We start from the raw sequence: 24,176 nt of genomic DNA on the forward strand, positions 1-24,176 counted from the left end.
ATATGTGTTCTCTGTGCAACACCGATGTTGTAGCGGGGGAGCGATGATCGCGGGAGTCACTCCCTCCTCTTCTACCACGTCGTCCGCCCGCCGGCGGCCGACGGTGACGCCGGCGCTGGAGCTAGCGGTGCTCGCGGTGGCGGTCGCGATCGGCGTCGGCAGCTATTTTTCGGTGCGCAGCGAGGGCGGCACCGCCGCGCTGATCGAGCCGCCGGTGGTCGCGCTGCTGCTCGTCGCCAACCTGGTCGCCGGGATCGCGCTGATGATCCTGCTGGGGCGGCGGATCGCGCTCAATCGCGCCGCCCGCTCGCCGGTCGGCGGGGAGGGGCGGCTGCATGTCCGGCTGGTGCTGCTCTTCTCGTTGGTCGCGGCGGTGCCCGCGCTGCTGGTGACGATCTTCGCGTCGCTGCTTTTCCAGTATGGTGTCCAGTTCTGGTACTCGGACCGCGCCCGCGGCATGTTCGAGAACGCCGCCTCGGTGGCGCAGGAGAGCTACCGGAACGAGTCGGACCGCGTCGGCCGCGAGACGATGACGATGGCGGGCGACCTCGCCGACTATCTCCGCGCCGACCCGATCGAGAGCAAGCGCTTCGCCGCGGGACTGGCTTACCAGCTGTACCTCCGCAACCTGTCCGAGGCGCTGATTGTCCAGCGCGGGCAGGACGGCGAGCTGCGCACCCGCGCGCTGGTCAACCCGTATGACCGTCAGCTCGAGCGGGTCGTCACCGCGCCGATGATCGACCAGATCGAGGGCGGCGCCGCTTCGGTGGTGGTGCGCTCGGGCGACCGCGTCGGCGTGCTGACGCGGCTCGACTACCAGCCGCACACCTATCTCTACTCGGCGCGCGTCTTCGACCCGCAGCTCGCCAACCAGCTCAACCGCGGCGGCGCGGTGCTCGCCGACTATCGCCAGCTGATCGCGCGCGCGCGCTCGCTCCAGCTCCAATTCAACGCCGCGCTGCTGATCGTCTCGCTACTGATCGTCGGCGTCGCGGTGTGGATCGCGCTGGCGGTGGCGGACCGGCTGGTCCGCCCGGTCGGCGAGCTGGTCGACGCCGCGCGCCGCGTCGAGGGCGGCGATCTCGCGGCGCGCGTGCCCGAGACGCCCGCGCGCGACGAGGTCGGCACGCTCGCCAACGCCTTCAACAGCATGACGGCGCGGCTCGAGACACAGAACACCGCGCTGGTCACCGCGAACACCCAGCTGGAGAACCGCCGCGCGCTGATCGAGGCGGTGATGTCGGGCGTGTCGGCGGGGGTGATCTCGATCGACTCGCAGGATCGCACGATCCGGCTGGTCAACAGCTCGGCGCAGACTTTGCTGGGGCTCGACGCGCCACCGGTCGGCCGCGTGCTGCGCGCGGTGGCGCCCGAGCTCGACGCGATGCTCGACCAGGGCGCGCGCGAGTCCAACGTCCAGCACAATGTCCAGGGCGAGATGCGCACCTTCGCGGCGCGGATCGCGCGCGACGGCACCGGGCCGATCATCACCTTCGACGACATCACCCAGCAGCTGACCGACCAGCGCCGCGCCGCCTGGGCCGACGTGGCGCGCCGCATCGCGCACGAGATCAAGAACCCGCTCACCCCGATCCAGCTCGCGGCCGAGCGCCTGCAGCGCCGCTACGGGAGCAAGATCGAGGCGGGCGACACCACCTTCGCGCGGCTGACCGACACGATCGTCCGTCAGGTCGGCGACCTGCGCCGCATGGTCGATGAATTCTCCTCGTTCGCGCGCATGCCCAAGCCCGTGTTCCGCGAGGAAGCGCTGGTCGACATCGCGCGCCAGACGATGTTCCTCCACGAGGTCGCGCATCCCGGCATCCGCTTCGTGCTCGATCACGACGAGCCCGCGCCGACGTTGGTGTGCGACCGGCGCCAGATCGGCCAGGCGCTCACCAATATCGTCAAGAACGCGGTCGAGGCGGTCGAGGCCGCCGACGTCAGCGAGGGCGCGGTGACGATGACGTTGCGAGAGGGTGAGGGCCGCGTCGTGATCGAGGTGGCGGACACCGGCGTCGGCCTGCCGCTCGAGCGCGACCGCATCGTCGAGCCCTACATGACGACGCGCGCGCGCGGCACCGGGCTGGGGCTCGCGATCGTCAAGAAGATCGTGGAGGAGCATTTTGGCACAATGACCTTCGCCGACCGTGCCGGCGGCGGCACCGTGGTGACCTTGTCGTTCGACGCGGCGCTGCTGGCCCCGCTCGCCGCCGAGGACTCCCTTCCGCCCGGCGCGGGCTCCACCGACGACGATCGCACGATCGCCGCTTTGACCAGGAATCGGATCTAGACAGCTATGGCGATCGACATCCTCGTCGTGGACGACGAACTCGACATCCGCGAACTCGTGGCCGGCGTGCTCGAGGACGAGGGCTATGAGACCCGCATGGCGGGCGACAGCGACGCCGCGCTGGAGGCGATCGCGACGCGCCGCCCCAGCCTTGTGCTGCTCGACGTGTGGCTGCAGGGCTCGCGGCTCGATGGGCTCGACCTGCTCGAGGAGATCAAGCGGCGCGATCCCTCGATCCCGGTGCTGGTGATCTCGGGCCACGGCACGCTCGACACGGCAGTCGCGGCGATCCGCAAGGGCGCCGCCGACTTCATCGAGAAGCCGTTCCAGGCCGAGCGATTGCTGCTGATGGTCGAGCGCGCGACCGAGACCGAGCGGCTGCGCGCCGAGGTGGCGAGCCTGCGCGCAGCGTCCGGGCGCGGCACCGACCTCACCGGCAGCTCCACCGCGGTCAACGCGGTGCGCGCCACGCTCAAGCGCGTGGCCGGGACCGGCAGCCGCGTGCTGATCGTCGGTCCCGCGGGGGTGGGCAAGGAGGTGGCGGCGCGGCTGCTACACGGCTGGAGCCAGCGCGCTCACGCCAATTTCGTCATCGTCAGCACCGCGGGCATGAGCCCCGACCGGGTCGAGGAGGAATTGTTCGGGGTGGAGGAGGGGGGCGACCTCGTCCGAACCGGGCTGCTCGAACAGGCGCACGGCGGGACGCTGTTCCTCGACGAGATCGCGGACATGCCGCAGGCGACCCAGGCGCGCATCCTGCGCGTGCTGACCGACCAGAGCTTCACCCGGGTCGGCGGCACGCGCGTGGTCAAGGTCGACGTCCGCGTCGTCTCCGCCACCGCGCGCGACCTCTCGCTGGAGATCGCCGAGGGCCGCTTCCGCGAGGACCTTTATTATCGCCTCAACGTGGTGCCGGTGACGATCCCACCCCTGGCCGAGCGGCGCGAGGACATTCCCGCGCTGGTCGAGCATTTCGTCGCGCATTATGCCGCCGAGCGCCGCGTGCCCGTCCCCGAGATCGCCACAGACGCGCTCGTGGCGCTCCAGTCCTACGACTGGCCCGGCAACGTGCGCGAGCTGCGCAACGTGGTGGAACGCACCATCATCCTCGCCCCCGGCGATCGGATCGGCCGCATCGACCTCGACCTGCTCCCCGCCGAGGTGCTCGGCGGCCATGACGCCGGCCCGGGCGCGACCGCGATCATGGGGGCACCGCTGCGCGAGGCGCGCGAGACCTTCGAGCGCGAGTATCTGCGCGTTCAGATCCGGCGCTTCTCAGGCAATATCTCGCGCACGGCGAGCTTCATCGGGATGGAGCGTTCGGCGCTGCATCGCAAGCTGAAGCTGCTGGGGATCACCGAGACGCGGGAGGAATAGGTAGTCACGGCCTCAACTCAGCCCGAGCCGTTCTTGCTGAGGGAAGGCTGAGCTCGTCGAAGCCTCGTCTCGAAGCACCGCCACGGCGGATGTGGCTGCACTTCGAGACGGCACTTCGACTCCGCTCAGCGCCTCCTCAGCGCGAACGGGAGCAAGACTGGCGCGCGTCGTCACTCCACCTAGACGCGCCCTTGCCGGAACCCTATTTTACGCCCGCCGCTTACAGCGCGATACGTCCGACGCCGGCAACGGCGCACCTCGCGGGGAACCTCCCGCCAAGAACAAGGACCCTTCAATGGCCGACAAGCAGACCTCGCTCCAGGACCTGTTCCTCAACGCGCTGCGCAAGTCCAAGACCCCCGTCACGATGTTCCTCGTCAAGGGGGTCAAGCTCCAGGGCATCGTCACCTGGTTCGACAATTTCTCGGTGCTGCTGCGGCGCGACGGCCAGTCGCAGCTGATCTACAAGCACGCCATCTCCACCATCATGCCCGCCGGCCCGATTGACGTGGCCGGCATCGTCGGCCAGCTCGGCGAGAGCGGCAAGAAGCAGCTGTTGCAGGACATCTTCCTCTCCGCGGTACGCAAGTCGGAGGACCCGGTGACGATGTTCCTCGTCAACGGCGTGATGCTGCAGGGCGCGATCGCGGGCTTCGACCTGTTCTGCATGCTGCTCCAGCGCGACGGCATGTCGCAGCTCGTCTACAAGCACGCGGTCTCGACGATCCAGCCGTCGCGCCCGCTCAACCTGGCCGAGGAGCAGGCCGCGGGCGAGGACGAGTGAGGAAGCGCGCATGAGCGGCGGCTTCGAGCGCGATCGCGACGAATTTTCGCGCGGCGCGCGGGCGATCGTGGTGTATCCCGACCTGGGCGGCTCGTCGCGCGACGCCGAGGCGCGGCTGGAGGAGACCGCCGGGCTCGCCGAGGCGATCGGCGTGGTCGTCGCCGACCGGGTCGCGCTGCGCATCCGCACCCCGCGCGCGGCGACGCTGATGGGCGCCGGCCAGATAGAGGAGCTCGCCGCGCGCGCGCGGATGGAAGAGGCGGGACTGGTCGTGGTCGACGGCAGCCTCACCCCGATCCAGCAGCGCAACCTCGAGACCGCGCTCGAGACCAAGGTGATCGACCGCACCGGGCTGATCCTCGAGATCTTCGGCGAGCGCGCCGCGACCGCCGAAGGCCGGCTCCAGGTCGAGCTCGCGCACCTCGATTATCAGTCGGGGCGGCTGGTGCGCAGCTGGACCCACCTCGAGCGCCAGCGCGGCGGCTTCGGCTTCCTCGGCGGCCCGGGCGAGACCCAGATCGAGGCCGATCGCCGCCTGATCCGCGATCGGATGGCACGGCTTCGACGCGAGTTGGAGCAGGTGACCCGGACGCGCGGACTTCACCGCGAGCGGCGCCAGCGCGCGCCCTGGCCCGTGATCGCTCTGGTCGGCTACACCAACGCGGGCAAGTCGACGCTGTTCAACCGGCTCACCGGCGCGCACGTGATGGCGGAGGACCTGCTCTTCGCCACGCTCGACCCGACGTTGCGCCAGATCAGCCTGCCCGGCATCGACAAGGCGATCCTCTCGGACACGGTGGGCTTCGTCTCGGAGCTGCCGACCCAATTGGTCGCGGCGTTCAAGGCGACGCTGGAGGAGGTGGTCTCGGCCGACCTGCTGATCCATGTGCGGGATGTCGCGCACCCCGACACCGCGGCGCAGAAGGCGGACGTGGAGGGCGTGCTCGCCGATGTCGGCGTGAGCGAGACGACCCCGCGGATCGAGGCATGGAACAAGCTTGACCTGCTCCACGGCGAGGCGCGCACCGAGCTGCTCGACGAGGCGGCGCGACGGGACGACGTGGTGGCCTTGTCGGCGCTGACCGGGGAGGGGGTGGAGGAACTGATCCGCCACGTCGCCGACCTGCTCACCCAGGGCCACCAGCGCTACGCCATCGCGCTCGACGCAGGTGACGGTGCGGGAGCGGCATGGCTCCACGCCAACGGCGAGGTGCTCGACCAGCATGTCGAGGGCGACCGCGTGCGCTACGAGGTGCGGATGGCGCCAGCGGTGCATGAGCGTTTCCTGTCGCGGCAGGGGTGAGGGGTTCGCTGCGCGGCCGTGCTTCGAGACGGCACTTCGACAAGCTCAGCGCGTACTCAGCACCAACGGTGCCGCGTAAACGGTGCCGCGTAAAGGGAACGGATGTAACCGTTCGCGCTGAGGAGAGGCTGAGCCTAGCGAAGCCTCGTCTCGAAGCACTGTCCTGCCTCTTACCCCGCCTTCGCTCGCTGCCACAGCGCCTCTTTCTGATCCAGCGGCAATGCCGCGAAGCCCGCGCCGCCTGCCGCCTCGATCGTGCGGAAGCGGCGCTCGAACTTGGCGTTGGCCGCGCGCAGCGCCTGCTCCGGGTCGACCCCGAGATGCCGCGCCCAGTTCACCACCGCGAACAGCAGGTCGCCGATCTCCTCAACGCGCTCGGCCTGATCGCGCGCCGCCGCTACCTCGGCGAGCTCCTCGTCGACCTTGGCGCGCGATCCGCTTGCGTCAGGCCAGTCGAAGCCAGTGCGTGCCGCCCGCTTCTGCAATTTCTCGGCGCGGATGAGCGCGGGCAGTGCCACCGCGACGCCGTCGAGTGCCCCGGCCGCGCCCTTGTCCGCGCGCTCGGCCGCCTTGACCTCTTCCCAGAGATGGTGGCCGCCCTCGGCCCGGTCGCCGAAGATATGCGGGTGGCGGCGCTCCATCTTGTCGCTGATCGCGGCGGCGACATCGGCCAGCGCGAAGGCGCCATCCTCCTCGGCGATGCGGCTGTGGAAGACCACTTGCAGCAGCAGGTCGCCGAGTTCGTCGCGCAGCTCGTCGATCGCGCCGCGCTCGATCGCCTCGGCGACCTCATAGGCCTCCTCAATCGTGTAGGGCGCGATCGTCGCGAAGGTCTGTGCGCGGTCCCACTCACAGCCGCCCGGGCCGCGCAGGCGCGCCATGATCGCCACCAACCGATCGATCTCGGCGCTCGTTCGCTGCTCGCTCATGCGGACGCGCTAGCAGCGCGCGGTGCGCAGGGCCAGCGTCAGCGCGGCGGGCCGTCGGCGGCATCGTTGACCTCGATCCAATAGCCGTCCGGGTCCTGGGTGAAGATCTGGCGGACGCCGTCGGTGCGCGTGCGCTTGATCTCGCCCTCCTTGCCGGCATAGTCGGTCCACGTGCGGCCCGTCTTCTTCAGATAGGCGATCACGGGATCAAGGTCCTTCACCGTCAGCGCGAAGTGGATGATCCGCGGGGGTGGGGTGAACGGCACCTTGATCGCCTGGATATGCAGCTCGACGCCGTTGCCCAGCCGCATCCAACGCGGACCGCCCGGCGCGGCGTCGAGCGCGGCCGGTATCTCGCTCAGCCCGAACGCCTCCTTGTAATAAGCGACGCTGCGCGCCTGATCGGTGACGTTGATCGCGACATGGTTCATCGTCGCCTGTGCCATCGCCGCGACCGGCATCAGCCCGGCCACCGAGACGAGCGCTGCCAGGGAAAAACGCATCATCCTCTCCTCGCCGGTCCTCTAACGTGCTTGCCCGCTCGCGGCAGGCCGAAGCCATTGGCGCCGCGGCGAGCTCCGCCGGGCTCCCGCGCCCGCAGGAGCCCGCGATCCATTCAGCCCGCGCTCGGCTGGCCCGGCTTGAGCAGCTCGAGCACCGCTGCCGTCATCGCGGTGGCGCCGGTGGTCACCACCGCGCGCGGGTCGACCTTGAACAAGGGCGAGTGATGCGACGGCACCGGCGGTCCGCCGTTGGCGGCGGCGTCGAACGCCGCCTGTTGCGTCCCCCCGACAGCGAAGTAGTAGCCTTTCACGCCGAGCTCGGGCTGGACGAAGGCGGCGAAATCCTCCGCGCCCATGCCCTTCTGCTGGAACGGGATCACCTTGTCGGGGCCGAGCGTCGCCGCCATCACGCCGTTGAGCCGGCGCGCCAGCGCGGCGTCGTTGATCGTCGTCGGCGTTCCCTCAATGACCTTCACCACCGGCATCTTGTCGGCCGGCATGCCGTTGAGCTCGCCGATACCCCGCGCGACCCGCTCGATCCCGGCCAGCAGCTGCTTGCGCGTGGCCTCGTCGTTGGCGCGGACGGTGACCTGCAGCTTGGCCTCGTCCGAGATGATGTTGTGCTTGAGCCCGGCGTGAAAGCTGCCGACGGTGATCACGCCGGGGCGGAGCGGCTGGCGCTCGCGGCTGATCAGCCCCTGCAAGGCGATGACGAGCTGGCTCGCCATATAGACCGGGTCCTTGCCGGTGTGCGGGCTGGCGCCGTGCGCGCCGATCCCGGGAACAGTGATGTCGACGCTGTCGGACGAGCTGTACTGGATGTCCTCCGACGCCGAGACGGTGCCGGCCAGGCCCTCCGAGTTGGAGTGATAGGCCAGCGCATATTGCGGCTTGGGGAAGCGGGTGTAGAGCCCGTCACGCAGCATCGCCGCGGCGCCGCCGACGCGCTCCTCGGCGGGCTGGACGATGAAGACGATCGTGCCCGCCCAGCGGTCCTTGAGCGCGGCGAGCCGACGCGCGGTGGCGAGCAGGCCGACGATATGCGTGTCGTGCCCGCAGGCGTGCATCACCGGCGCCTCGACGCCGTCGACGCCGACCTGGCGCGCTTTGCTGGCGTTCGGCAGCCCCGACTTCTCCTCGACCGGCAGCCCGTCCATGTCGGCGCGGACCAGCACCACCGGCCCGGCCCCGTTGCGCAGCACGCCGACCACGCCGGTGCCGCCGACCTTCTCGGTCACCTGCATTCCCGCGACCGCGCGCAGCGCCGCCGCCATCTTGGCCGCGGTGCGCACTTCCTTGAACGACAGCTCGGGATTGCGGTGGAAGTCGTCCCACATCGCGCCGAGTGTCTTGTCATAGTCGGCGCCGATCGCCGCGGCATCATCGGGCGCGGCGAGCGCGGGCGTGGCGACGAGCGACAGCGCGGTCGCGGCAAGCAGGTAGCGCATGTGAATTCCCCTTCGCGCCCAGCGTAGCGGCGGCGCGGTGCGACGCAACGCCGCTCAGCGTTTGGCCGGTCGCGGCGAGAGCCAGCCGCCGTCGGCGAGCCAGTCGTACAACCGATCGGGCCAGTGCAGGATCGAGAGCCGCTCGGACTCGTCGAGATTGAAGGCGTGGCCGCTGTCCGCATACATGTGCAGCTCGGCCGAGACGCCGGCGCGGCGCAGTTGCTCGTACAGGGCGACCGTGGGCGCGGCGCAGCACTCGTCGCGGCTGCCGGCGACGAGGAAGGCCGGCGGCGCGGCCGCGATCGCCGGCGCCGGCGCCGGCACGCCGCGCGGACCGGGAAAGACGAGCACCTGGAAGTCGGGCCGGGCGGAGAGCGAGTCGATCGCGTCGGTCCGTGGTCGTCCCGCTGGCTCGGGATGATCGGCGACCTGGGTGACAAGCTCGCCACCCGCGGAGAAGCCCATCATGCCGACGCGCGTCGGGTCGATGCCGTATTCGGCGGCGTGCGCGCGCACCCAGCGGATCGCGCGGCGAGCGTCGTCGGCGGCGTCGCCCTCGACCGTGTAGGCCGAGCCGGGCTCGTTCGCGAGCCGATATTTCAGCACGAAGGCGGTCATGCCGGCGCGGTTGAGCGCGGTCGCCACTTTGGTGCCCTCGTTGGTCCAGACCAGCAGCTTGTGCCCGCCGCCCGGCAGGACCACGATGGCGGCGCCGTTGCGCTTGCCGGCGGGAGCGGGGAAGGGGATCAGCGACGGGTCGTGTATGTTGCGCACCCAATAGTCGCGCGCGACCTCGGCCTCGCCGCGGCGGCGCCCCACACCCGGCGCGCCGTTCGGCCACAGCGGGATATGGTCATAATGCGGCGGCCGCTCCGGTGCCGGATCCTGCGATGCCGCCGGCGCGGCGATCAGCGACGCGAGGAGGAGCGCAAGGGCGGATCGTCTCAGCTGCACAAGGCACCACCGTTGGCGCGGTCACGACACGAGTCACTGATGGATTGCTGCCGCAGGTTCTCGCGTTCGCGCTCCCACTCCCACTTGGTCTTGCACGTGCGATAGCCGGCGACCAGCGAGCCGGTCCGAACGAACCGCTTGCAGATCATCTTGTCGCGCGCATCGGCGGCGCGCTCAGGCGCGTCCGCGGTCGTTGTCTGGCGCGCCTGCACCGCCGCTCCGCTCACGCTCGCGATTATGAAGAGGAAGCCGCCAAGCAGCGTGCTTCCGTGGCCCACCCACATCGCTTTTCTCCCTGGGAAACAATCCCTAATGAAGCATAGCGGTGAGGCAGGGGCAATGTTCTCAGCGCATCACGCTCAGCAGGTCATCGACGCTGCCGGTGGCGAAGGCGGTATGCTCGTCGCCGATCGCATAGGGCAGCAGGATGCGGCGGCGGTGCAGCAGCGCGCCGCAGCTGTAGGTCACGTTCGGTACATAGCCGCCACGTTGCTCGGCGCTGGGGAAAAGCAGCGGGGAGGGCGTGCGCGCCAGCACCTTGCTCGGGTCATCGCGGTCGAGCAGGCAGGCGCCGACGCAATAGCCGCGCACCAGCCCGACGCCGTGGGTGAACACCAGCCAGCCCTCGTCGAGCTCGATCGGCGAGCCACAGTTGCCGATCTGGACGAACTCCCACGGATACTCCGGGCGCATGATGATCTCGCCGCGCTCCCAATGATGCAGGTCGTCGGAGCGGAGCAGCCAGATATTCTCATTGTCCTGACGGCCGAGCATGACGAAGTCGTTGCCGATCCGCCTTGGGAACAGCGCCATGCCCTTGTAGCCCGCCATCGCGCCGGTGAGCGGGCGCATCTCATAGGTGCGCACGTCGATGCCGCGCAGCAACTCGGCGCGGGCGACGCGGCCGTCGAACGCGGTGTAGGTGCCGATGACGCTCTGCGTGCCGTCATGGTCGGTGAAGCGGACCAGCCGCAGGTCCTCAACGCCGCTGCGCTGGCTCGGCAGGATCGGGAAGATGACCGTCTCGGAGATGTCCTCGCTGTCATCGGAGCGCAGCCGCACCCAGCCGGCGTCGTCGTCGCGCTCGATGCGCGGCGGTACGCCCTGGGTGCTCGGCGGGTCGACGGTGAGCTGGGTGCCGCCGTCCCAGTTGCCCGAGCGGAAGGTCACCGAGGAGATATGCCCCTCGCCGACGCCGCGCAGCGAGAGCAGGAAGGAGAGACGATCGTCGCTTGGATCCTGGTCGGGCACGGCGACGATCGACGGGTTGAACAGCGCCGCGCTCTCGAAAGCATATTCCTGACTGAAATAGGCGCCGATGAGCAGCCGATCGCACTCGGCCGCGACCGGGATGCCGATCGCCTCGCGCACCTCGTCGAAGCGGCGCAGGAAGACCTGGTCGACGCGGCGGTGGCGCGGCCGCATCGCCTCGTGCAGCAGCCGCAGCATGCGCTGGCGCATCGGCTCGTCGAGCGCCATCAGCCGCGCCGCCACGGCGCGCGCGCGGCTGGGCTTTCCTGCGGCGAACGCCTCCGGATAGTCGAAGCTGAACGGCCGGATCACCGTGCGAGCGGGATCGGGCTTGAGCTCGAGATCGAGCGTGGTGAAGACCGCGGCGGCGTCCATGTCAGCCTCATGCTGGTTGCGCAGCCGATAGCGCGCGGGGCGACGCTAATATCCGTTAGGAAAGATTGCCCACACCCGATCGATCGTGAGAACCTAAAAGTGATAATATGTATTATGTAAAGAGCGCAACGATCACAAGTAGTGCGATGAATACCCCACTCCAAGCCAGCGCATAGCGTAGCATCGTCTGTCTCGGCATACGTCGGGCAACCAGCGCGGATAACGGCAGCACCAGCACGAGCAGCAGGATCAGTGCGGTACCCACACGCTCGCTCACGCCGTGACCTCCCAGCCGTCGTAGCCGGGCTCGACACCGCGCGGCAGCTGGGCGCGCAAACTGCCATAGTCCATCGACTGGTCCATATGGACCAGCACCGTCCGTGCCGGCCGCAGCTCCTCGACCCAGCCGAGCACGGTGGCGAGATCCGGATGGGTCGGATGCGGCCGGCGGCGCAGCGCGTCGACGATCCAGACGTCAACACCGCGGTACAGCTCGCGCATCGGCCCGGTCATGCCGCTGATGTCGGTGGCGTAGCCGACCGAGCAGCCGGCCGCGCTGAAGCGTAGCCCGGCCGAGCTGATCGAGCCGTGCGGCTGGTCGACCACCTCGATCGTCAGGCCGCCAACGCTGAGTCGATCGGGCAGCAGTGAGAGATCCACGGTGGGCGGATAGCCGCCGGCACCCTTGAACACATAGGCGAACTGCTGGCGCAGCGCCGCCGCGCAGCTCGCGCGCGCATAGCCCGGCACGGGATGGCCGAGCGCGTGATAGACCTGGCGCAGGTCGTCGATGCCGAAAACGTGATCGGCGTGCTGATGCGTCCAGATTACCGCGTCGACCTGCCCGATCCCGGCGGTGAGCAGCTGCTCGCGCATGTCGGGACTGGTGTCGACGAGGATCCGCACGCCGTCATGCTCGACGAGCAGCGAGGAGCGTGTGCGGCGATTGCGTGGCTCGGTCGGATCGCAGTCCCCCCAGTCGCCGCCGATCCGTGGCACCCCCGACGACGTGCCGGAGCCGAGAATGCGAACCCTCACGCGGGCCGCGTCTTGCTGAAGAGCGAGTGGAAGTTCTCGGCGGTATAGCGCTGAAGTTCCTCGACTTCCTCGCCGCGAAGCTGGGCCAGGAAGGCGGCGGTGTCAGCGACGAAACCGGGTTCGCCGGTCTTGCCGCGATGGGGTATGGGCGCGAGGAACGGCGCGTCGGTCTCGATCAACAGCCGCTCGCGCGGGATCCGTGCGGCGGTCGCGCGCAACGCCTCGGCGTTGCGGAAGGTGACAATGCCGGAGATCGAGATAAACATTCCAATCTCAAGCGCTTGATCGGCGAAGCTGTCGCTCGCCGTGAAGCAGTGGATCACGCCGGTAAAGGCCCCCTGCTCCATCTCCTCGCGCAGGATCGCGGCGGTGTCCTCCTCGGCGTCGCGCGTGTGCACGATGATCGGCGTGCCGCTCTCGCGCGCGGCGGCGATATGTGCGCGAAAGCTCGCCTGCTGCCGCTGGCGGTCGGAGTGATCGTAGTGATAGTCGAGCCCGCTCTCGCCGATGCCGACCACGCGCGCGTGGCGCGCGCGCTCCACCAGCTTGGCGGTGTCGACATGCGGGTGCTGATCCGCCTCGTGCGGGTGGATGCCGACGCTGGCCCAGACGTCGGGCTCGCGCTCGGCGGTGGCGAGCACCGCGTCCCACTCGCGCTCGCGCGTGGCGATGTTGAGCATCGCGGTGACGCCGCGCGCGCGCGCGCGCTCGAGCACCGCGGCCTGCTGCTCGAATACGCCCTCATAGTTGAGGTGGCAGTGGCTGTCGGCGAGCATCAGGCGGGCTCCGTCTCGGCGGGCAGCTCCAGCCGCGGGAAGGCCGGCGTCGGCGGCACGATCGTCGCGCCGGCGTCGACGCGGCGCTGGTACCAGCCGTCGTCGTCGATTGCTTCATGGTCGCGCTCGTCGGCACCGAGCTGGTCGAGCACCCTGCCCGCGCCCTCGGGCACCACCGGCAGGATCGCGATCCCGAGCATGCGGATCGCGCGCACCAGCGTCCGCAGCACCGCGTGCATCCGCTCGGGATCGGTCTTGCGCAGCGACCAGGGCGCCTGCGCGTCGATATATTGGTTGCACGCGAACACGCCGCGCAGCCAAGCCTCCACGCCTTGGCTGAGCAGCAGGTCGGTGAAGCCGGCGCGCAGCCCGGCGCAGGCCACGACCACTTCCTCGATCAGCTGCGCGTCGGCGTCCTCGGCGCGGCCCGCGTCCGGGAAGGCGCCGCCAAGGTTCTTGGCGATGAACGACAGCGTCCGCTGCGCCAGATTGCCGAAGGCGTTGGCGAGCTCGGCGTTGACTCGCGTCACGATTGCCTCGGCCGAGTAGCTGCCGTCCTGCCCGAAGCTGACCTCGCGCAGCAGGAAGTAGCGCAGCCCGTCGACCCCGAACGCCTCGGCGAGATCGAGCGGATCGACCACGTTGCCGAGGCTCTTCGACATCTTCTCGCCGCGGTGGAGCAGGAAGCCGTGGCCGAACACGGTCTTCGGCAGCGCAATCCCGGCCGACATCAGGAAGGCGGGCCAGTAGACCGCGTGGAAGCGCACGATGTCCTTGCCAATCAGGTGCAGGTCGGCCGGCCAGTAGCGCAGCTCGCCGTCGGGATAGCCAGCGCCGGTGAGATAGTTGGTCAGCGCGTCGACCCAGACGTACATGACGTGCCCCGGGCTGCCCGGCACCGCCACGCCCCAGTCGAAGCTCGTGCGCGACACCGACAGGTCCGACAGCCCGCCCTCGACGAAGCGCATGATCTCGTTGCGGCGCGCCTCGGGGCGGATGAAGTCGGGATTCGCCGCGTAGAAGTCGATCAGCGGCTGCTGGTACTTCGACAGGCGAAAGAACCACGTCTCCTCCGCGGTCCAGGTCACCGGCGTGCCCTGGGGCGAGAGCTTGGCGCCCCCCTCCCCCTCGGTCAGCTCCTTCTCGTCGTAGAAGGCCTCGTCGCGGACCGAATACCAGCCCTCGTAGCGGTCGAGGTAGAGGTCGCCGGCGTCCCCCATCGCCTGCCAGATCGCCTGGCTGGCACGGTGGTGATCCGCGTCGGTGGTGCGGATGAAACGATCGTAGCTGATCGCAAGTCTGTCGCACATCGCCTTGAAATAACCAGACATCTCGTCCGCCAGCGCGCGCACCTCGACGCCGCGGTCGCGCGCGGTCTGCACCATCTTGAGCCCGTGCTCGTCGGTGCCGGTCTGGAAGCGGACGTCGCGCCCGGCCTGGCGCTGGAAGCGTGCGATCGCGTCGGCCGCGATCGCCTCATAGGCATGGCCGATGTGCGGACGGCCGTTGGGATAGCTGATCGCGGTGGTAATGTAGAAGGGATGGCCCATGGCCGCCTCCTAACGCTCTCCCTCGCGCGATGCCAGCCGCGCGACGATGCCGGCGAGCTCGTAGACGCTGCCCTGCTGATCGAGCGACAGCGCGCGCGCCGCCGCGGCGACCGAGCGCGCCTCGTCATAGGCGTCCAGCGCGGCCCGCAGGTCGGTGCCGACGCGCGTCGCCGCGGCGCGCGCGATCATTGTCGGCACACGGTCGAGAAAGGCCTCGTAGCGCGGCTGCGCCGCCTTGAGCGCGAGCGACTTGGCCAGCGCGCCGCGGCGCGTCAGCGTCGGGTCGCCGTCGCGCGCGATGCCCGCCAGCGCCTGCTCGATCGCGCCGAGATCGAGCCCGGCATAGCCGAGCGCGCGACCGGGCGAGCCCTCGCCGGCGCCGACGAGTGACGCGATCTCGTCCGGCTCGGCGTCTGGGAGCGCGCCGCGCAGCACCGCCGCCATGTCGTCGTCGCCGAGCGGCTCGAACCGCAGCACGCGGCAGCGCGAGCGGATCGTCGCGAGCAGCCGACCGGGCGCGTGGCTGACGAGCAGGAACACCGTGCCCGCGGGCGGCTCCTCCAGGCTCTTGAGCAAGGCGTTGGAGGCGCCCGGGCGCTCGAGATCGTCGGCGGCGTCGATCACGATCGCACGGCGCGGCGAGAGCGAGGGCATCGTGCCGAGGAACGGGCCGAGCGCGCGCACCTGGTCGACCGTGATCGAGCGCGCCAGCTCGTCATCCTTGTCCTTCTTGGCTAGGCGGCGCAGCTCGCGATAATCGGGATGCGAGCCGGCCGCGAGCAAGGTGGCGGCACGATGGTTCGGCGGTACCGCGAGGCCGGGGTCGATCTGACCCGGAGTCATCGCCTCGGCGAGCAGCCGCGCCGCCGCGGCACGCGCGAAGGTGGCCTTGCCGACGCCCTCGGGCCCGGCGAGCAGCCAGGCGTGGTGGACGTTGCCGCCGCGCAGCGCGGCGGTGAAGGCGTCGACCGCGGCACGATGGCCGCGCAGGTCGGTCACGGCAACCAGTCCGCCAGCTCGGCGAGCATCGCGGCGGTCACCGCCTCGGGTGGCTGGGCAGCATCGATGCGGCGAAAGCGCTCGAACTCGGCAGCGGCGAAGCGTTCGAAGGCCGCGGCTACCGCGGCGTGAAAGTCAGGCCCGCGCGCCGCGAACCGGTCGCTCGCCCCGCGGTCGCGAAGCGTTGTGCGCTCGGCGCCGAGTGCGAGCGGCAGCGTCAGCAGGAACGTACGGTCCGGCCGCAGACCCTCGCTGCCGAAGGCGTGAAGCGCCAGCACGGCCGCGTCGTCGATGCCGCCTGCCACGCCCTGATAGGCGCGCGTCGAGTCGACGAAACGGTCGCAGATCACCCAGCGGCCTGCGTCCAGCGCGGGCCGGATCACCTTCTCGACATGATCCGCGCGTGCGGCGGCGAACAACAGCGTCTCGGCGCGCGCGCTCCATCGCTTCGGCTCGCCCTCGAGGAGCAGCGCCCGGATCGCCTCGGCGCCCGCACTGCCGCCGGGTTCGCGCGTGACGACCGCCTCGACGCCGCGCTCGCGCAGCGCCGCGGCGAGCGCGCGTGCCTGGGTCGACTTGCCGGCCCCTTCCCCGCCCTCCAGGCTGAGGAAGCGCCCCCGCGGCATCAGAACAGGCCGCGCAGGCCCGCCATGGCGCGCCCGAAGAAGCCCGCCTCGCCGACGTCGCGCGCCGCCACCAGCGGCATGCGCTGCTCGGGCAGGCCCGGCGCGGAGACGACGAGATCGGCGATGTGCGCGCCCTGCTTGATCGGCGCCTTGACCGGCCCGTCATAGACGATCTTGCCCGACAGCTGCGGGCGCGTGCCCGATGGGACCGTCACCGCCAGTGCCTTAGGCGCGACCAGCTCGACCTCGCTCGAGTTGCCCAGCTGCACCGCCGCGGTGCCGACGGTCTTGCCCGCCTTCACCACCGGGCGCGCCTGCCACGCGCGGAAGCCCCATTCCATGAAGCGTACCGACTCCTGCGCGCGCTGGTTGAAGCTGGTCAGCCCGGCGAGCACCATCACCAGCCGGCGCCCGTTCTGCTCGGCCGAGCCGGTGAAGCCATAACCGGCCTCCTCGGTATGGCCGGTCTTGAGCCCGTCGGCGCCGGCGACGCGGCCCAGCAGCGGGTCGCGGTTGGCCTGGGTGATCGCGGCGCCCGCGCCCATGGTCTTGCCCCAGGTGAAATCGCGGCGCGAGTAGAACTGCTTGTAGAGCTGCGGGAACTCGGTGATCGTCGCGGCGGCGAGCTTGGCGAGGTCGCGCGCGGTGACATAGGTGACGCCGCCGTCGGGCCAGCCGTTCGACGTGCCGAAATGGCTGTTGGTCAGCCCGAGCTTCTGCGCGTTCTCGTTCATCCGCTCGGTGAAGGCCTGCTCGGTGCCCGAGGCACCCTCGGCGATCACGACGCAGGCGTCGTTCCCGGACAAGGTGACGATGCCGTACAGCAGGTTCGCCACGGACACACGCTCGCCGACCGAGAGGAACATGGTCGAGCCCGCCGCGGGGCCGTGCCAGCGCTGCCACGTCTCGGGGCGCACTTCATATTCGGTCGACAGCTTGACGTCGCCCGACTTGATCATCTGGAAGATGGTGTAGACCGTCATCATCTTCGCCATCGACGCGGGCGGCATGCGGCGATCGGCGTCCTTGGCGTAGAGGATCGCGCCCGAGGACAGGTCCTCCATGAAGGCGACCGGCGCGGGCGTGTCGAACTGCGGCGCCGCCGCCATGGCGGGATAGGCGACCGCGAGGACGGCGGCGGGCAGCGCGAGGACGGTCAGCAGCTTGGTCATGGGGCGGAATCCGGTTCGATGGCAGGCGGGGGACATTGCGTGAATGCGCGTCGAGGCTCGCGCCCTAGCGCGCGATCGCGTCGGCGAGCAAGCCCACCGACAGCGCGTAGAAGTTGGAGCAATTATAGTCGAGGATGACGCGATAGTTGCTCGTCAGCAGGTAAGCGGGCGCGCCGGGGCCGTCGGGTTCGATCAGCACCGCCTGCACCCGGTCGCCGGGCCAGCGCCCGTCGAGCGGTGCCAGACCGAGCGCGCGCCACTCCGCCATGCTGCGCCAGCCGCTGTGCCGCTCGAACACGCGCGGGCAGCGCGGCGACATCAGGCGATTGGCGACGCTCGCGCGCGAGAAGCTCGCGGGAACGCTGACCGCGACGCCCCACGGCTCGCCCGCGCGCCAGCCCGCCTGGGTGAAGTAATTACCGATCGAGGCGAGCGTGTCGGCCGAGGAGTTCCAGATGTCGATCCGCCCGTCGCCGTCGCCGTCGCGCGCGAGGCGCAGGTAGACCGAGGGCAGGAACTGCGGGTTGCCCATCGCGCCCGCCCAGCTGCCGACCAGCTGCGAGCGCGGCACGCCGCGATCGATCATCTTGAGCGCGGCGATCAGCTCGCCCTCGAACAACGGGCGGCGACGCCCCTCATAGGCGAGGCTCGCGAGGCTGCGCAGCAGGTCGAAATTGCCGGTGTAGGAGCCGTAGTTGGTCTCGTGCCCCCAGATCGCCACCATGATCTGCTCGGGCACGCCGGTCTCCGCCTCGACGCGCGCCAGCTTGGCGCGGTTGGCGGTGTACGCGGCGCGCCCGCGCGAGATTCGCGCGGTGTCGACGTGCGCGGCGCGATAGGGCGCGAACAGCGGGACCGGCGCGTTCGGGCGCGCCTCGGGCTGCTGCTGGTCGAGCGCGACGACGCGCGGGTTGAAGGTGAGCCCGGCGAGCGCGCTGTCTGCCGTAACCGGGCGCACCCCAGCGGCGACGGCGCGCGCGCGGACCTGCGCCAGATAGGTCTGGAAGCCCGACGCCTCGGCGTCCACCGCGGATGGCACGACGCCTTGCGCCGAGGAGGCGGGCGCGGCGAGCAGGAGGAGCGTGGCGGCGATGCCGCGGGCGAGCGTTGCGACCGCTGTCATGGTCGGGGCGTTCTGGCACAGCGCGTCGGCGCGCGGAACCGCAAATCGAGCGAATCCTTGCACTCGCCGCGGCGTCGCGCTTAAGCGGGTCGCCTGCGGAGAGGTGGCCGAGTGGTTTAAGGCAGCGGTCTTGAAAACCGCCGTGGGTTCACGCTCACCGTGGGTTCGAATCCCACCCTCTCCGCCACCTGATCCGATCGCATCGCCATACTGAGGCTCGATCGAGATTGCCCACCCAAGCCACTGTATTCGCGCGACACTGCTCCGTCGGTGTCGACGTTCTTGTCGCGACCTAAGCGAGGAGACGGATCATGGCACAGAAAGGTGCCGGCGGGAATCCCGGAGCGGTGACCGCCAAGGGCAGCGACGGGGCGCGCGGCAGCCTCGGCACCGAACGCGGTGGCGGTACCGGGACGGGCGCCAAGAAAGCGGCGACGAAGAAGAAGGATGCGGCCGAGTCTGACAACAGCGGCCAGAAAATCAGCGGCGCCTGACGCCGGCGTCCCCGAAGGCGGCGGAGCCGGGCCATCGCTGACCCGGCTCCCGCGCGCCTTGCGGCAGTGAACGATGGCGCGCCCGGAACGATTCGAACGTCCGACCCTCAGATTCGTAGGGCGATAAAGCGCTATCCAGCAGCGTCCCAGAACATCCCTTTCTGGTGCGAATACAACAACTTGAGCGTTCCGCACGTTCCCTGTATGTTCTAGGGTATCAGCACCCATTTGTTACCTAAGGTAACAGCATGGTGGCCGGAACGAACCAGGATCATAGCTATGCCCAGCAAAGCTGTAGGTCTGACGGATGCTAAGATCCGCGGCCTTACCCCGCCCTCTTCCGGCCAAGTGGAACTGCTCGATCAACTCGTTGGCGGACTTCGTGTCCGTGTCGGCGCGTCCGGAGGCAAAACCTTCATCCTGCGCAAGCGCGTTGGAGGCTCTGTGCGGAATGTTACCTTAGGCCGCTTCTCGGATGCGTTCACGCTGGCCGACGCCCGCAAGAAAGCTCGATCGTTGCTGATCGATCTTGAATCCGGAAAGGGGCTGCCCCAGCCGACCAGTAGCACCGCTGGCGCTGTCGGACGCCTCACCTTCTCCGTACTCTGGGGGCAATACCTTGAGCGTGCTGTACGGGGTAAAAAGAGGAGCGCCTCCGAGATTGAGCGCATCGGAAAGAAGTTCATCCTTCCACGTTTTGGCGATCGGCTGGCCGACACTATCACCCGCTCGGAGGTGACCGCGCTAGTCGAAGACGTCACCTACCGAGACGCGAACAATCCGACGCCAAGAGCGGGGTTGGGAGTGCACCAACAGCTGAGCTCATTCTTCACTTGGGCGATGCCGAAGCTGGAAAAGCTACCAGCCAATCCATGTCGTGATGCGGGTCGCCCTCCCCTGCCAAAGGCTCGGGACCGCTTCCTCTCAGATGCAGAAATCCGGGTTTTCTGGCAGGCATGCGACGCTATGGGATGGCCGTTCGGACCTGGCTTCAAGCTGCTTCTCTTAACCGGTCAACGTCGCGGAGAGGTGTTCGACGCAGCCCGTTCCGAGTTTGACGGCGACACCTGGGTCATCCCAGCCGCTCGAGCAAAGAACGGCAAAGCCCATATCGTGCCGCTTACCAAAAGCGCCAAGGCATTGATCGACGACCTTCCGGTGATGGATGGCTCCAGCAAGCTCTTTCCCGTCGCAGGTAATCCGGACGCTTCGGTCAACGGCTTCAGCAAAGGGCATCCGCGCCTCCTTCGGGAGATGGCCAAGATCATGAAGTTAGAAACGGTGGATCACTTCATCCTGCATGATCTGCGACGGACAGTCGCGACAGGCATGCAGCGCCTAGGAGTACCGATGCCCGTTACCGAAGCCGTTCTGAACCACATCAGCGGCTCCCGATCGGGCATCGCAGGCGTCTATCAACGCTACGATTACCAGCGAGAAAAACGGGAAGCCTTGGAGAGCTGGGCTAGCGAGTTAAAACGGATCGTGGAAGAAGCAACGCCGAGCTGACCTCAGCAGCGCCGTTGCTCAAAAGCTTTACAGAATGATTGGCTATCGACAGCCGATAGAAATGTCGAACTTATCAAAGAAGCCCTGCTTTTTTCGTAAGATCATTTACCCTGTTGTCTTCTACGCAACCGGCGGATCGCGTCACAGACCGGATCATATCGGTGAATCGCTTGATCTCCTTTAATCGAATCTGCGACATCTTTGATAAGTTTATGGACCCTAAAATAAGTTTATGGACCATAAACGGTGCCTTAGGCGCAGGTTGGGGACCGCGCTCAGATAGAGCCAGGAAGCGGTGCGGCCGGATTGACAAGACCGGCTTCGCGCAACTCCCGCCAGAAGTCGTCGGGCACGACCTCGTTCAGCGCGGTGGTGTCCTCGGCGATGCGCTGCGGCCGGCTCGCGCCGGGGATGACCGCGGCGACGGCGGGGTTGGCGAGCGAGAATTGCAGGCCGGCCGCCTTCATGCTGATGTTGTAGCGATCAGCGATTGCCTTGATTGCGACGACCTTCGCAAGGATCGCAGGCGTGGCGGGGGCATATTCGAAGTTCGGGCCACCGACGAGCGCGCCCGAACTGTAGGGACCGCCAACTACGATGCCCAAGCCGCGCTCGGCGACCTTCGGCATTAGGCGTTCGAGCGCGCGGTCATGGTCAAGCAGCGTGTAGCGGCCGGCGAGCAGCGAGCTGTCGGGGCGCGGGCCGTCGAGATCGAGCAACAGCTCGACTGCCTCGACCCGGTTCACGCCCAGACCCCAGGCCTTGATCGTGCCTTCGTCGCGTAGGCGATCGAGCGCCTTGAACGCGCCGGTGCGGGCCTCCTCGAACTTCGCCAGCCATTCGTCGCCGTAGAAGTCCTGCGCCACGTCGTGCACCCAGACGATGTCGATGTGATCGGTCTGCAGGCGCTTCAGGCTGTCCTCGATCGAGCGCAGCGTCGCGTCGTGCGAATAGTCGTTGATCACCTTGTTGGGTCGGCCATTGGCGAAGACGTCGCCCTTCTCGCCATTGGCGCGCGGGGCATCGTCGATCTCGTCGAGCACGATACGGCCGACCTTGGTGCTGACCACATATTGATCGCGCGGCTTGCCTTTCAGCGCCTCGCCCATGCGGATCTCGGCAAGGCCGGCGCCATAGAAGGGCGCGTTGTCGAAATAGCGGATGCCGTCGTTCCAAGCAGCTTCGACGGTGGCGAGCGCTTCCTCCTCCGGGATCGCGCGAAACATATTGCCAAGCGGCGCGGCGCCGAAGCCGAGTTTGGAGAAAAGGATGTCCTTGAGGGCCATAACGATAATCCTTGTGTCGGTAATTGCGTTCAGGCGACCGCCGCAGGCGCGAGCGTGAAGGCGCTCCGCTCGGCGATGTCGTTAATGGTGGCGAGATAGGTCTGGAAGTGCGGGGATGCACGATGCGCTGCCACGGCGTCCGCATCTTCATAAAGCTCGTCGAGCAAGAACCGGCCCGGCTCGGCATGATCGGTCCAGAGATCGTAGCGCAGATTGCCGGGCTCGGATCGCGAAGGCTCGATCATGCCGTCGAGCAGGTCGTGCAGCGCGTCGGCCTTGCCGGGGCGAGCGGTGAGGATCGCGACGATCTTGATAGGGCTGGTCATGGCGCTTATTCCTGCCTGGAATGGACGGGGGGGGGACGAGGCGGGGACGTCCGCAGCGCTCCACCGGTCATCCGGGTTCTCATGCCTGACGTGCGTCGAGCGCTTCGACCAGCGCCTTGGCGATCGGGTGGTCCGAACGAGGGTTTTGGCCGGTGATCAACTCGTGGTCGATGACCACATGGGGCTCGAAGTCCGCCGTCGTCGTCTCTACCCTGCCGCCTGCGGCAGTCAGCGCCTGCGGCATGTCGAAGTACATCTTGGCGTGAAGAATGTGTTCCTCAACCACCTTCTCCTCGGTCGCGGAGAAGATCGTCATGCGATAGCCGGCATAGGGCCAGCTGCGCGCCCATTCGCGCGCCTTGTCGTCGGACTCGGCCATCAGCGCGGCGCGAAAGGCTCGAGGATCGTTCATCGCGGCGGTTAGCGCGATCGGACCGCGGCAGAGGAGCGCGGTCGGCTTGGCCGTCCTGTGGAAGTGGCGTAGAACCTCGCCGGTCTCGTCGTCCTGCATGATATCGACCGCCGGGGCCTGTCCGCCGAGGAAGAAGACACCGGCATACTGGTCGAGCCCGCCATCGATGACTGAGCGGAGCGTCACCGGTGCGTTCATCGCGGGGCTGTTGTCGTAATAATCGCGAGCGGCGCGGTAGGCAGCTTCGTCATTTCCGAAATGCGCCGGCGCATCCGACGCGGCATCGATGGTCGGCTTCGCGCCATTCGGCATTGCGAGCACGACCTCATAGCCGGCGGCCTCAAGCGCCATCGCCGGGACGACCGTTTCGTTGAGATACTGACCCGTAGCGCCCCATTTGTTGCCCTGTACCTCGATGCGGGTCGCGTTGGAGCCGATCAGCAGAACCGTACCCTTGCTCATGGGAACCTCCTGTCATTCGATCTCGTCCGCATTCCGGACGGTCAGGAGATGCGCTCTCGTCACTCATGGCAGAACTCTATTTCTTGGATTTTAGATATACGTGTGAGAGCATAACTTATGCGCTACGATCTCAACCTGCTGCCGATCTTCGTGGCGCTGATGGAGGAGCGCAGCGTCACCCGTGCTGCGGAGCGTCTGGGCATGACGCAGCCCGCGCTATCCAACGCACTCGCGAGATTGCGCCTGATGCTGAAGGATCAGCTGTTCGTGCGCGCACGCTATGGCATCCAGCCGACGCCGATCGCGTTGGAGCTAGCGCCGGGGATTGCTAACGCGCTGGCGAGCCTCGATGACGCAGTGCTCGGACAGCGGGACTTCGATCCCGCCAGCGCCGAGCGGCTCTTCACGATCGCGCCGAACGGCTATGTCGAATTCGTGATCGTGCCGGCGCTGGTGGCGAGGCTCGCGCAGGTCGCGCCCGGGATCAAGTTGCGGCTAACGCCTTATGGCAACGACCTGACCGAGACCGGCGTCGTCTCCGGCACGACCGCAATGGTGCTCGGCCGCATCACCGATCCTCCGGACAATCTCGTGGTTCAGCATTTGATGGACGAGGCGCTGGATTGCGTGGTGCGCGCGGGGCATCCGGACATCGGCGGGGCGATCACCCGCGAACAATTCCAGGGCATGCGCCACGTCAACGTCGTGCCGCCAGGCCGGATGCGCGCCGGACTGTTCCAAGCGCTGGCACAGCAGCATTTGAAGCGCGAGGTCGCGCTGTCGGTCACCAACTTCTTCGCGGTCGCCGAAATGATTGCGGTCACCGACTATGTAGCAACGCTTCCCCGGCTAATCTGCCGCCGACTGGCGAAGGACCGGCGGCTGCGCATCCTGCCCGCGCCGGTCGATCTGGGCAGCTTTCCGGTAGAGATGGCCTGGCACGTCCGCTATCGTCACGATCCCGCCCACCGCTGGCTACGCTCAATCGTCTCGCAGGTGGCGGACAAACTAACAGCAAAGAAAAATCAAGGCCCTGACTGAAGATCGGCAGCGCTGATCGGTGTCACGTTGTTTCGCACGGAAGCGCTCAACTTACTTCTTAATGAACCACTCAGGACGCCGGTACCAATCCTTGTTTTGCGAACGGTCATCAGCAGCCGTCTGGATCCTATTGTCGGCACGGCCT

At 68.2% G+C, this 24,176-nt stretch carries 24 protein-coding genes and 1 tRNA gene; 8 read left to right on the forward strand and 17 right to left on the reverse strand.

Annotation, left to right across the window (positions count from 1 at the left end):
- Positions 1-43: 43 nt before the first annotated feature.
- From FHY03_RS19715 to hflX, 4 genes are all read left to right on the forward strand, one after another.
- Positions 44-2,293: an ATP-binding protein gene (locus tag FHY03_RS19715; RefSeq protein WP_183920373.1), complete on the forward strand. Its 2,250-nt coding sequence runs from the start codon at positions 44-46 to the stop codon at positions 2,291-2,293.
- Positions 2,294-2,299: 6 nt separating this feature from the next.
- Complete coding sequence (locus FHY03_RS19720; protein ID WP_183920375.1) at positions 2,300-3,670, forward strand: sigma-54 dependent transcriptional regulator; 1,371 nt, start codon at positions 2,300-2,302, stop codon at positions 3,668-3,670.
- A 91-nt stretch (positions 3,671-3,761) separates the two neighbouring features.
- Positions 3,762-4,454, forward strand: a complete 693-nt coding sequence (hfq, locus tag FHY03_RS19725; protein ID WP_311722441.1) for an RNA chaperone Hfq — start codon at positions 3,762-3,764, stop codon at positions 4,452-4,454.
- 10 nt (positions 4,455-4,464) lie between these two features.
- Positions 4,465-5,757, forward strand: coding sequence for a GTPase HflX (gene hflX / locus FHY03_RS19730; protein WP_183920379.1), 1,293 nt, complete (start codon positions 4,465-4,467; stop codon positions 5,755-5,757).
- A 170-nt stretch (positions 5,758-5,927) separates the two neighbouring features.
- Here the strand turns inward: hflX and mazG are convergent, their stop codons facing one another.
- The 14 genes from mazG to FHY03_RS19800 all read right to left on the reverse strand — a co-directional run bounded on the left by mazG (position 5,928) and on the right by FHY03_RS19800 (position 18,501).
- Positions 5,928-6,686, reverse strand: a complete 759-nt coding sequence (mazG, locus tag FHY03_RS19735; RefSeq protein WP_183932164.1) for a nucleoside triphosphate pyrophosphohydrolase — start codon at positions 6,684-6,686, stop codon at positions 5,928-5,930.
- 38 nt (positions 6,687-6,724) lie between these two features.
- Positions 6,725-7,189 carry a VOC family protein gene (locus FHY03_RS19740; protein WP_183932165.1) on the reverse strand — a complete coding sequence of 155 codons (465 nt, stop codon included), beginning with the start codon at positions 7,187-7,189 and terminating at the stop codon, positions 6,725-6,727.
- Positions 7,190-7,302: 113 nt separating this feature from the next.
- A complete protein-coding gene (locus FHY03_RS19745) occupies positions 7,303-8,637 on the reverse strand; it encodes an amidohydrolase (protein ID WP_183920385.1) in 1,335 nt (444 codons plus the stop codon).
- Between the two features lie 54 nt (positions 8,638-8,691).
- Positions 8,692-9,591 carry an alpha/beta hydrolase gene (locus FHY03_RS19750; RefSeq protein WP_311722444.1) on the reverse strand — a complete coding sequence of 300 codons (900 nt, stop codon included), beginning with the start codon at positions 9,589-9,591 and terminating at the stop codon, positions 8,692-8,694.
- Positions 9,582-9,818: a hypothetical protein gene (locus tag FHY03_RS19755; RefSeq protein ID WP_183932166.1), complete on the reverse strand. Its 237-nt coding sequence runs from the start codon at positions 9,816-9,818 to the stop codon at positions 9,582-9,584. The genes FHY03_RS19750 and FHY03_RS19755 overlap by 10 nt, the downstream gene beginning before the upstream one ends.
- A 118-nt stretch (positions 9,819-9,936) precedes the next feature.
- Positions 9,937-11,217, reverse strand: a complete 1,281-nt coding sequence (locus FHY03_RS19760) for a glycoside hydrolase family 130 protein (protein WP_183920390.1) — start codon at positions 11,215-11,217, stop codon at positions 9,937-9,939.
- Positions 11,218-11,329: 112 nt separating this feature from the next.
- Entirely contained in the window at positions 11,330-11,494 is a 165-nt protein-coding gene (locus FHY03_RS19765; RefSeq protein ID WP_183920392.1) for a hypothetical protein, read from the reverse strand.
- Entirely contained in the window at positions 11,491-12,255 is a 765-nt protein-coding gene (locus FHY03_RS19770) for an MBL fold metallo-hydrolase (protein WP_183920394.1), read from the reverse strand. Before FHY03_RS19770 ends, FHY03_RS19765 begins: the two co-directional genes overlap by 4 nt.
- A complete protein-coding gene (locus FHY03_RS19775; protein WP_183932167.1) occupies positions 12,252-13,031 on the reverse strand; it encodes a TatD family hydrolase in 780 nt (259 codons plus the stop codon). The genes FHY03_RS19770 and FHY03_RS19775 overlap by 4 nt, the downstream gene beginning before the upstream one ends.
- Positions 13,031-14,581: a methionine--tRNA ligase gene (metG, locus tag FHY03_RS19780; protein ID WP_183932168.1), complete on the reverse strand. Its 1,551-nt coding sequence runs from the start codon at positions 14,579-14,581 to the stop codon at positions 13,031-13,033. The genes FHY03_RS19775 and metG overlap by 1 nt, the downstream gene beginning before the upstream one ends.
- Positions 14,582-14,590: 9 nt before the next feature.
- Entirely contained in the window at positions 14,591-15,580 is a 990-nt protein-coding gene (locus tag FHY03_RS19785) for a DNA polymerase III subunit delta' (RefSeq protein WP_183920400.1), read from the reverse strand.
- Positions 15,577-16,206, reverse strand: coding sequence for a dTMP kinase (gene tmk / locus FHY03_RS19790; RefSeq protein ID WP_183920402.1), 630 nt, complete (start codon positions 16,204-16,206; stop codon positions 15,577-15,579). The genes FHY03_RS19785 and tmk overlap by 4 nt, the downstream gene beginning before the upstream one ends.
- The gene (locus FHY03_RS19795) at positions 16,206-17,378 is read right to left on the reverse strand and encodes a D-alanyl-D-alanine carboxypeptidase family protein (RefSeq protein ID WP_183920404.1); all 1,173 of its coding nucleotides are present in this window, start codon (positions 17,376-17,378) and stop codon (positions 16,206-16,208) included. Before FHY03_RS19795 ends, tmk begins: the two co-directional genes overlap by 1 nt.
- 64 nt (positions 17,379-17,442) lie before the next feature.
- Positions 17,443-18,501 (reverse strand): lytic transglycosylase domain-containing protein, encoded by a 1,059-nt coding sequence (locus tag FHY03_RS19800; protein WP_183920406.1) that lies wholly within the window; start codon positions 18,499-18,501, stop codon positions 17,443-17,445.
- A gap of 97 nt (positions 18,502-18,598) precedes the next feature.
- On the opposite strand from FHY03_RS19800, the gene FHY03_RS19805 reads away from it, so the two are divergent.
- From FHY03_RS19805 to FHY03_RS19815, 3 genes are all read left to right on the forward strand, one after another.
- Positions 18,599-18,688 (forward strand) — tRNA-Ser (locus tag FHY03_RS19805).
- Positions 18,689-18,812: 124 nt separating this feature from the next.
- Positions 18,813-18,995, forward strand: a complete 183-nt coding sequence (locus tag FHY03_RS19810) for a hypothetical protein (RefSeq protein WP_183920408.1) — start codon at positions 18,813-18,815, stop codon at positions 18,993-18,995.
- 279 nt (positions 18,996-19,274) lie between these two features.
- Positions 19,275-20,504 (forward strand): site-specific integrase, encoded by a 1,230-nt coding sequence (locus FHY03_RS19815; RefSeq protein ID WP_183932169.1) that lies wholly within the window; start codon positions 19,275-19,277, stop codon positions 20,502-20,504.
- Positions 20,505-20,779: 275 nt separating this feature from the next.
- Here FHY03_RS19815 and FHY03_RS19820 read toward each other — a convergent pair whose 3' ends face one another.
- The 3 genes from FHY03_RS19820 to FHY03_RS19830 all read right to left on the reverse strand — a co-directional run bounded on the left by FHY03_RS19820 (position 20,780) and on the right by FHY03_RS19830 (position 22,990).
- Positions 20,780-21,790: an aldo/keto reductase gene (locus FHY03_RS19820; protein ID WP_183932170.1), complete on the reverse strand. Its 1,011-nt coding sequence runs from the start codon at positions 21,788-21,790 to the stop codon at positions 20,780-20,782.
- 29 nt (positions 21,791-21,819) lie between these two features.
- The gene (locus FHY03_RS19825; RefSeq protein ID WP_183932171.1) at positions 21,820-22,116 is read right to left on the reverse strand and encodes a putative quinol monooxygenase; all 297 of its coding nucleotides are present in this window, start codon (positions 22,114-22,116) and stop codon (positions 21,820-21,822) included.
- Between the two features lie 79 nt (positions 22,117-22,195).
- Positions 22,196-22,990 (reverse strand): DJ-1/PfpI family protein, encoded by a 795-nt coding sequence (locus tag FHY03_RS19830; protein ID WP_183932172.1) that lies wholly within the window; start codon positions 22,988-22,990, stop codon positions 22,196-22,198.
- A 117-nt stretch (positions 22,991-23,107) separates the two neighbouring features.
- On the opposite strand from FHY03_RS19830, the gene FHY03_RS19835 reads away from it, so the two are divergent.
- Positions 23,108-24,031 carry a LysR family transcriptional regulator gene (locus FHY03_RS19835; protein WP_183932173.1) on the forward strand — a complete coding sequence of 308 codons (924 nt, stop codon included), beginning with the start codon at positions 23,108-23,110 and terminating at the stop codon, positions 24,029-24,031.
- The last annotated feature ends 145 nt before the right edge of the window (positions 24,032-24,176 follow it).

Origin of the sequence: Sphingomonas sp. BK345, from assembly GCF_014193845.1 — a bacterium.
Classification (GTDB): Bacteria; Pseudomonadota; Alphaproteobacteria; order Sphingomonadales; family Sphingomonadaceae; genus Sphingomonas.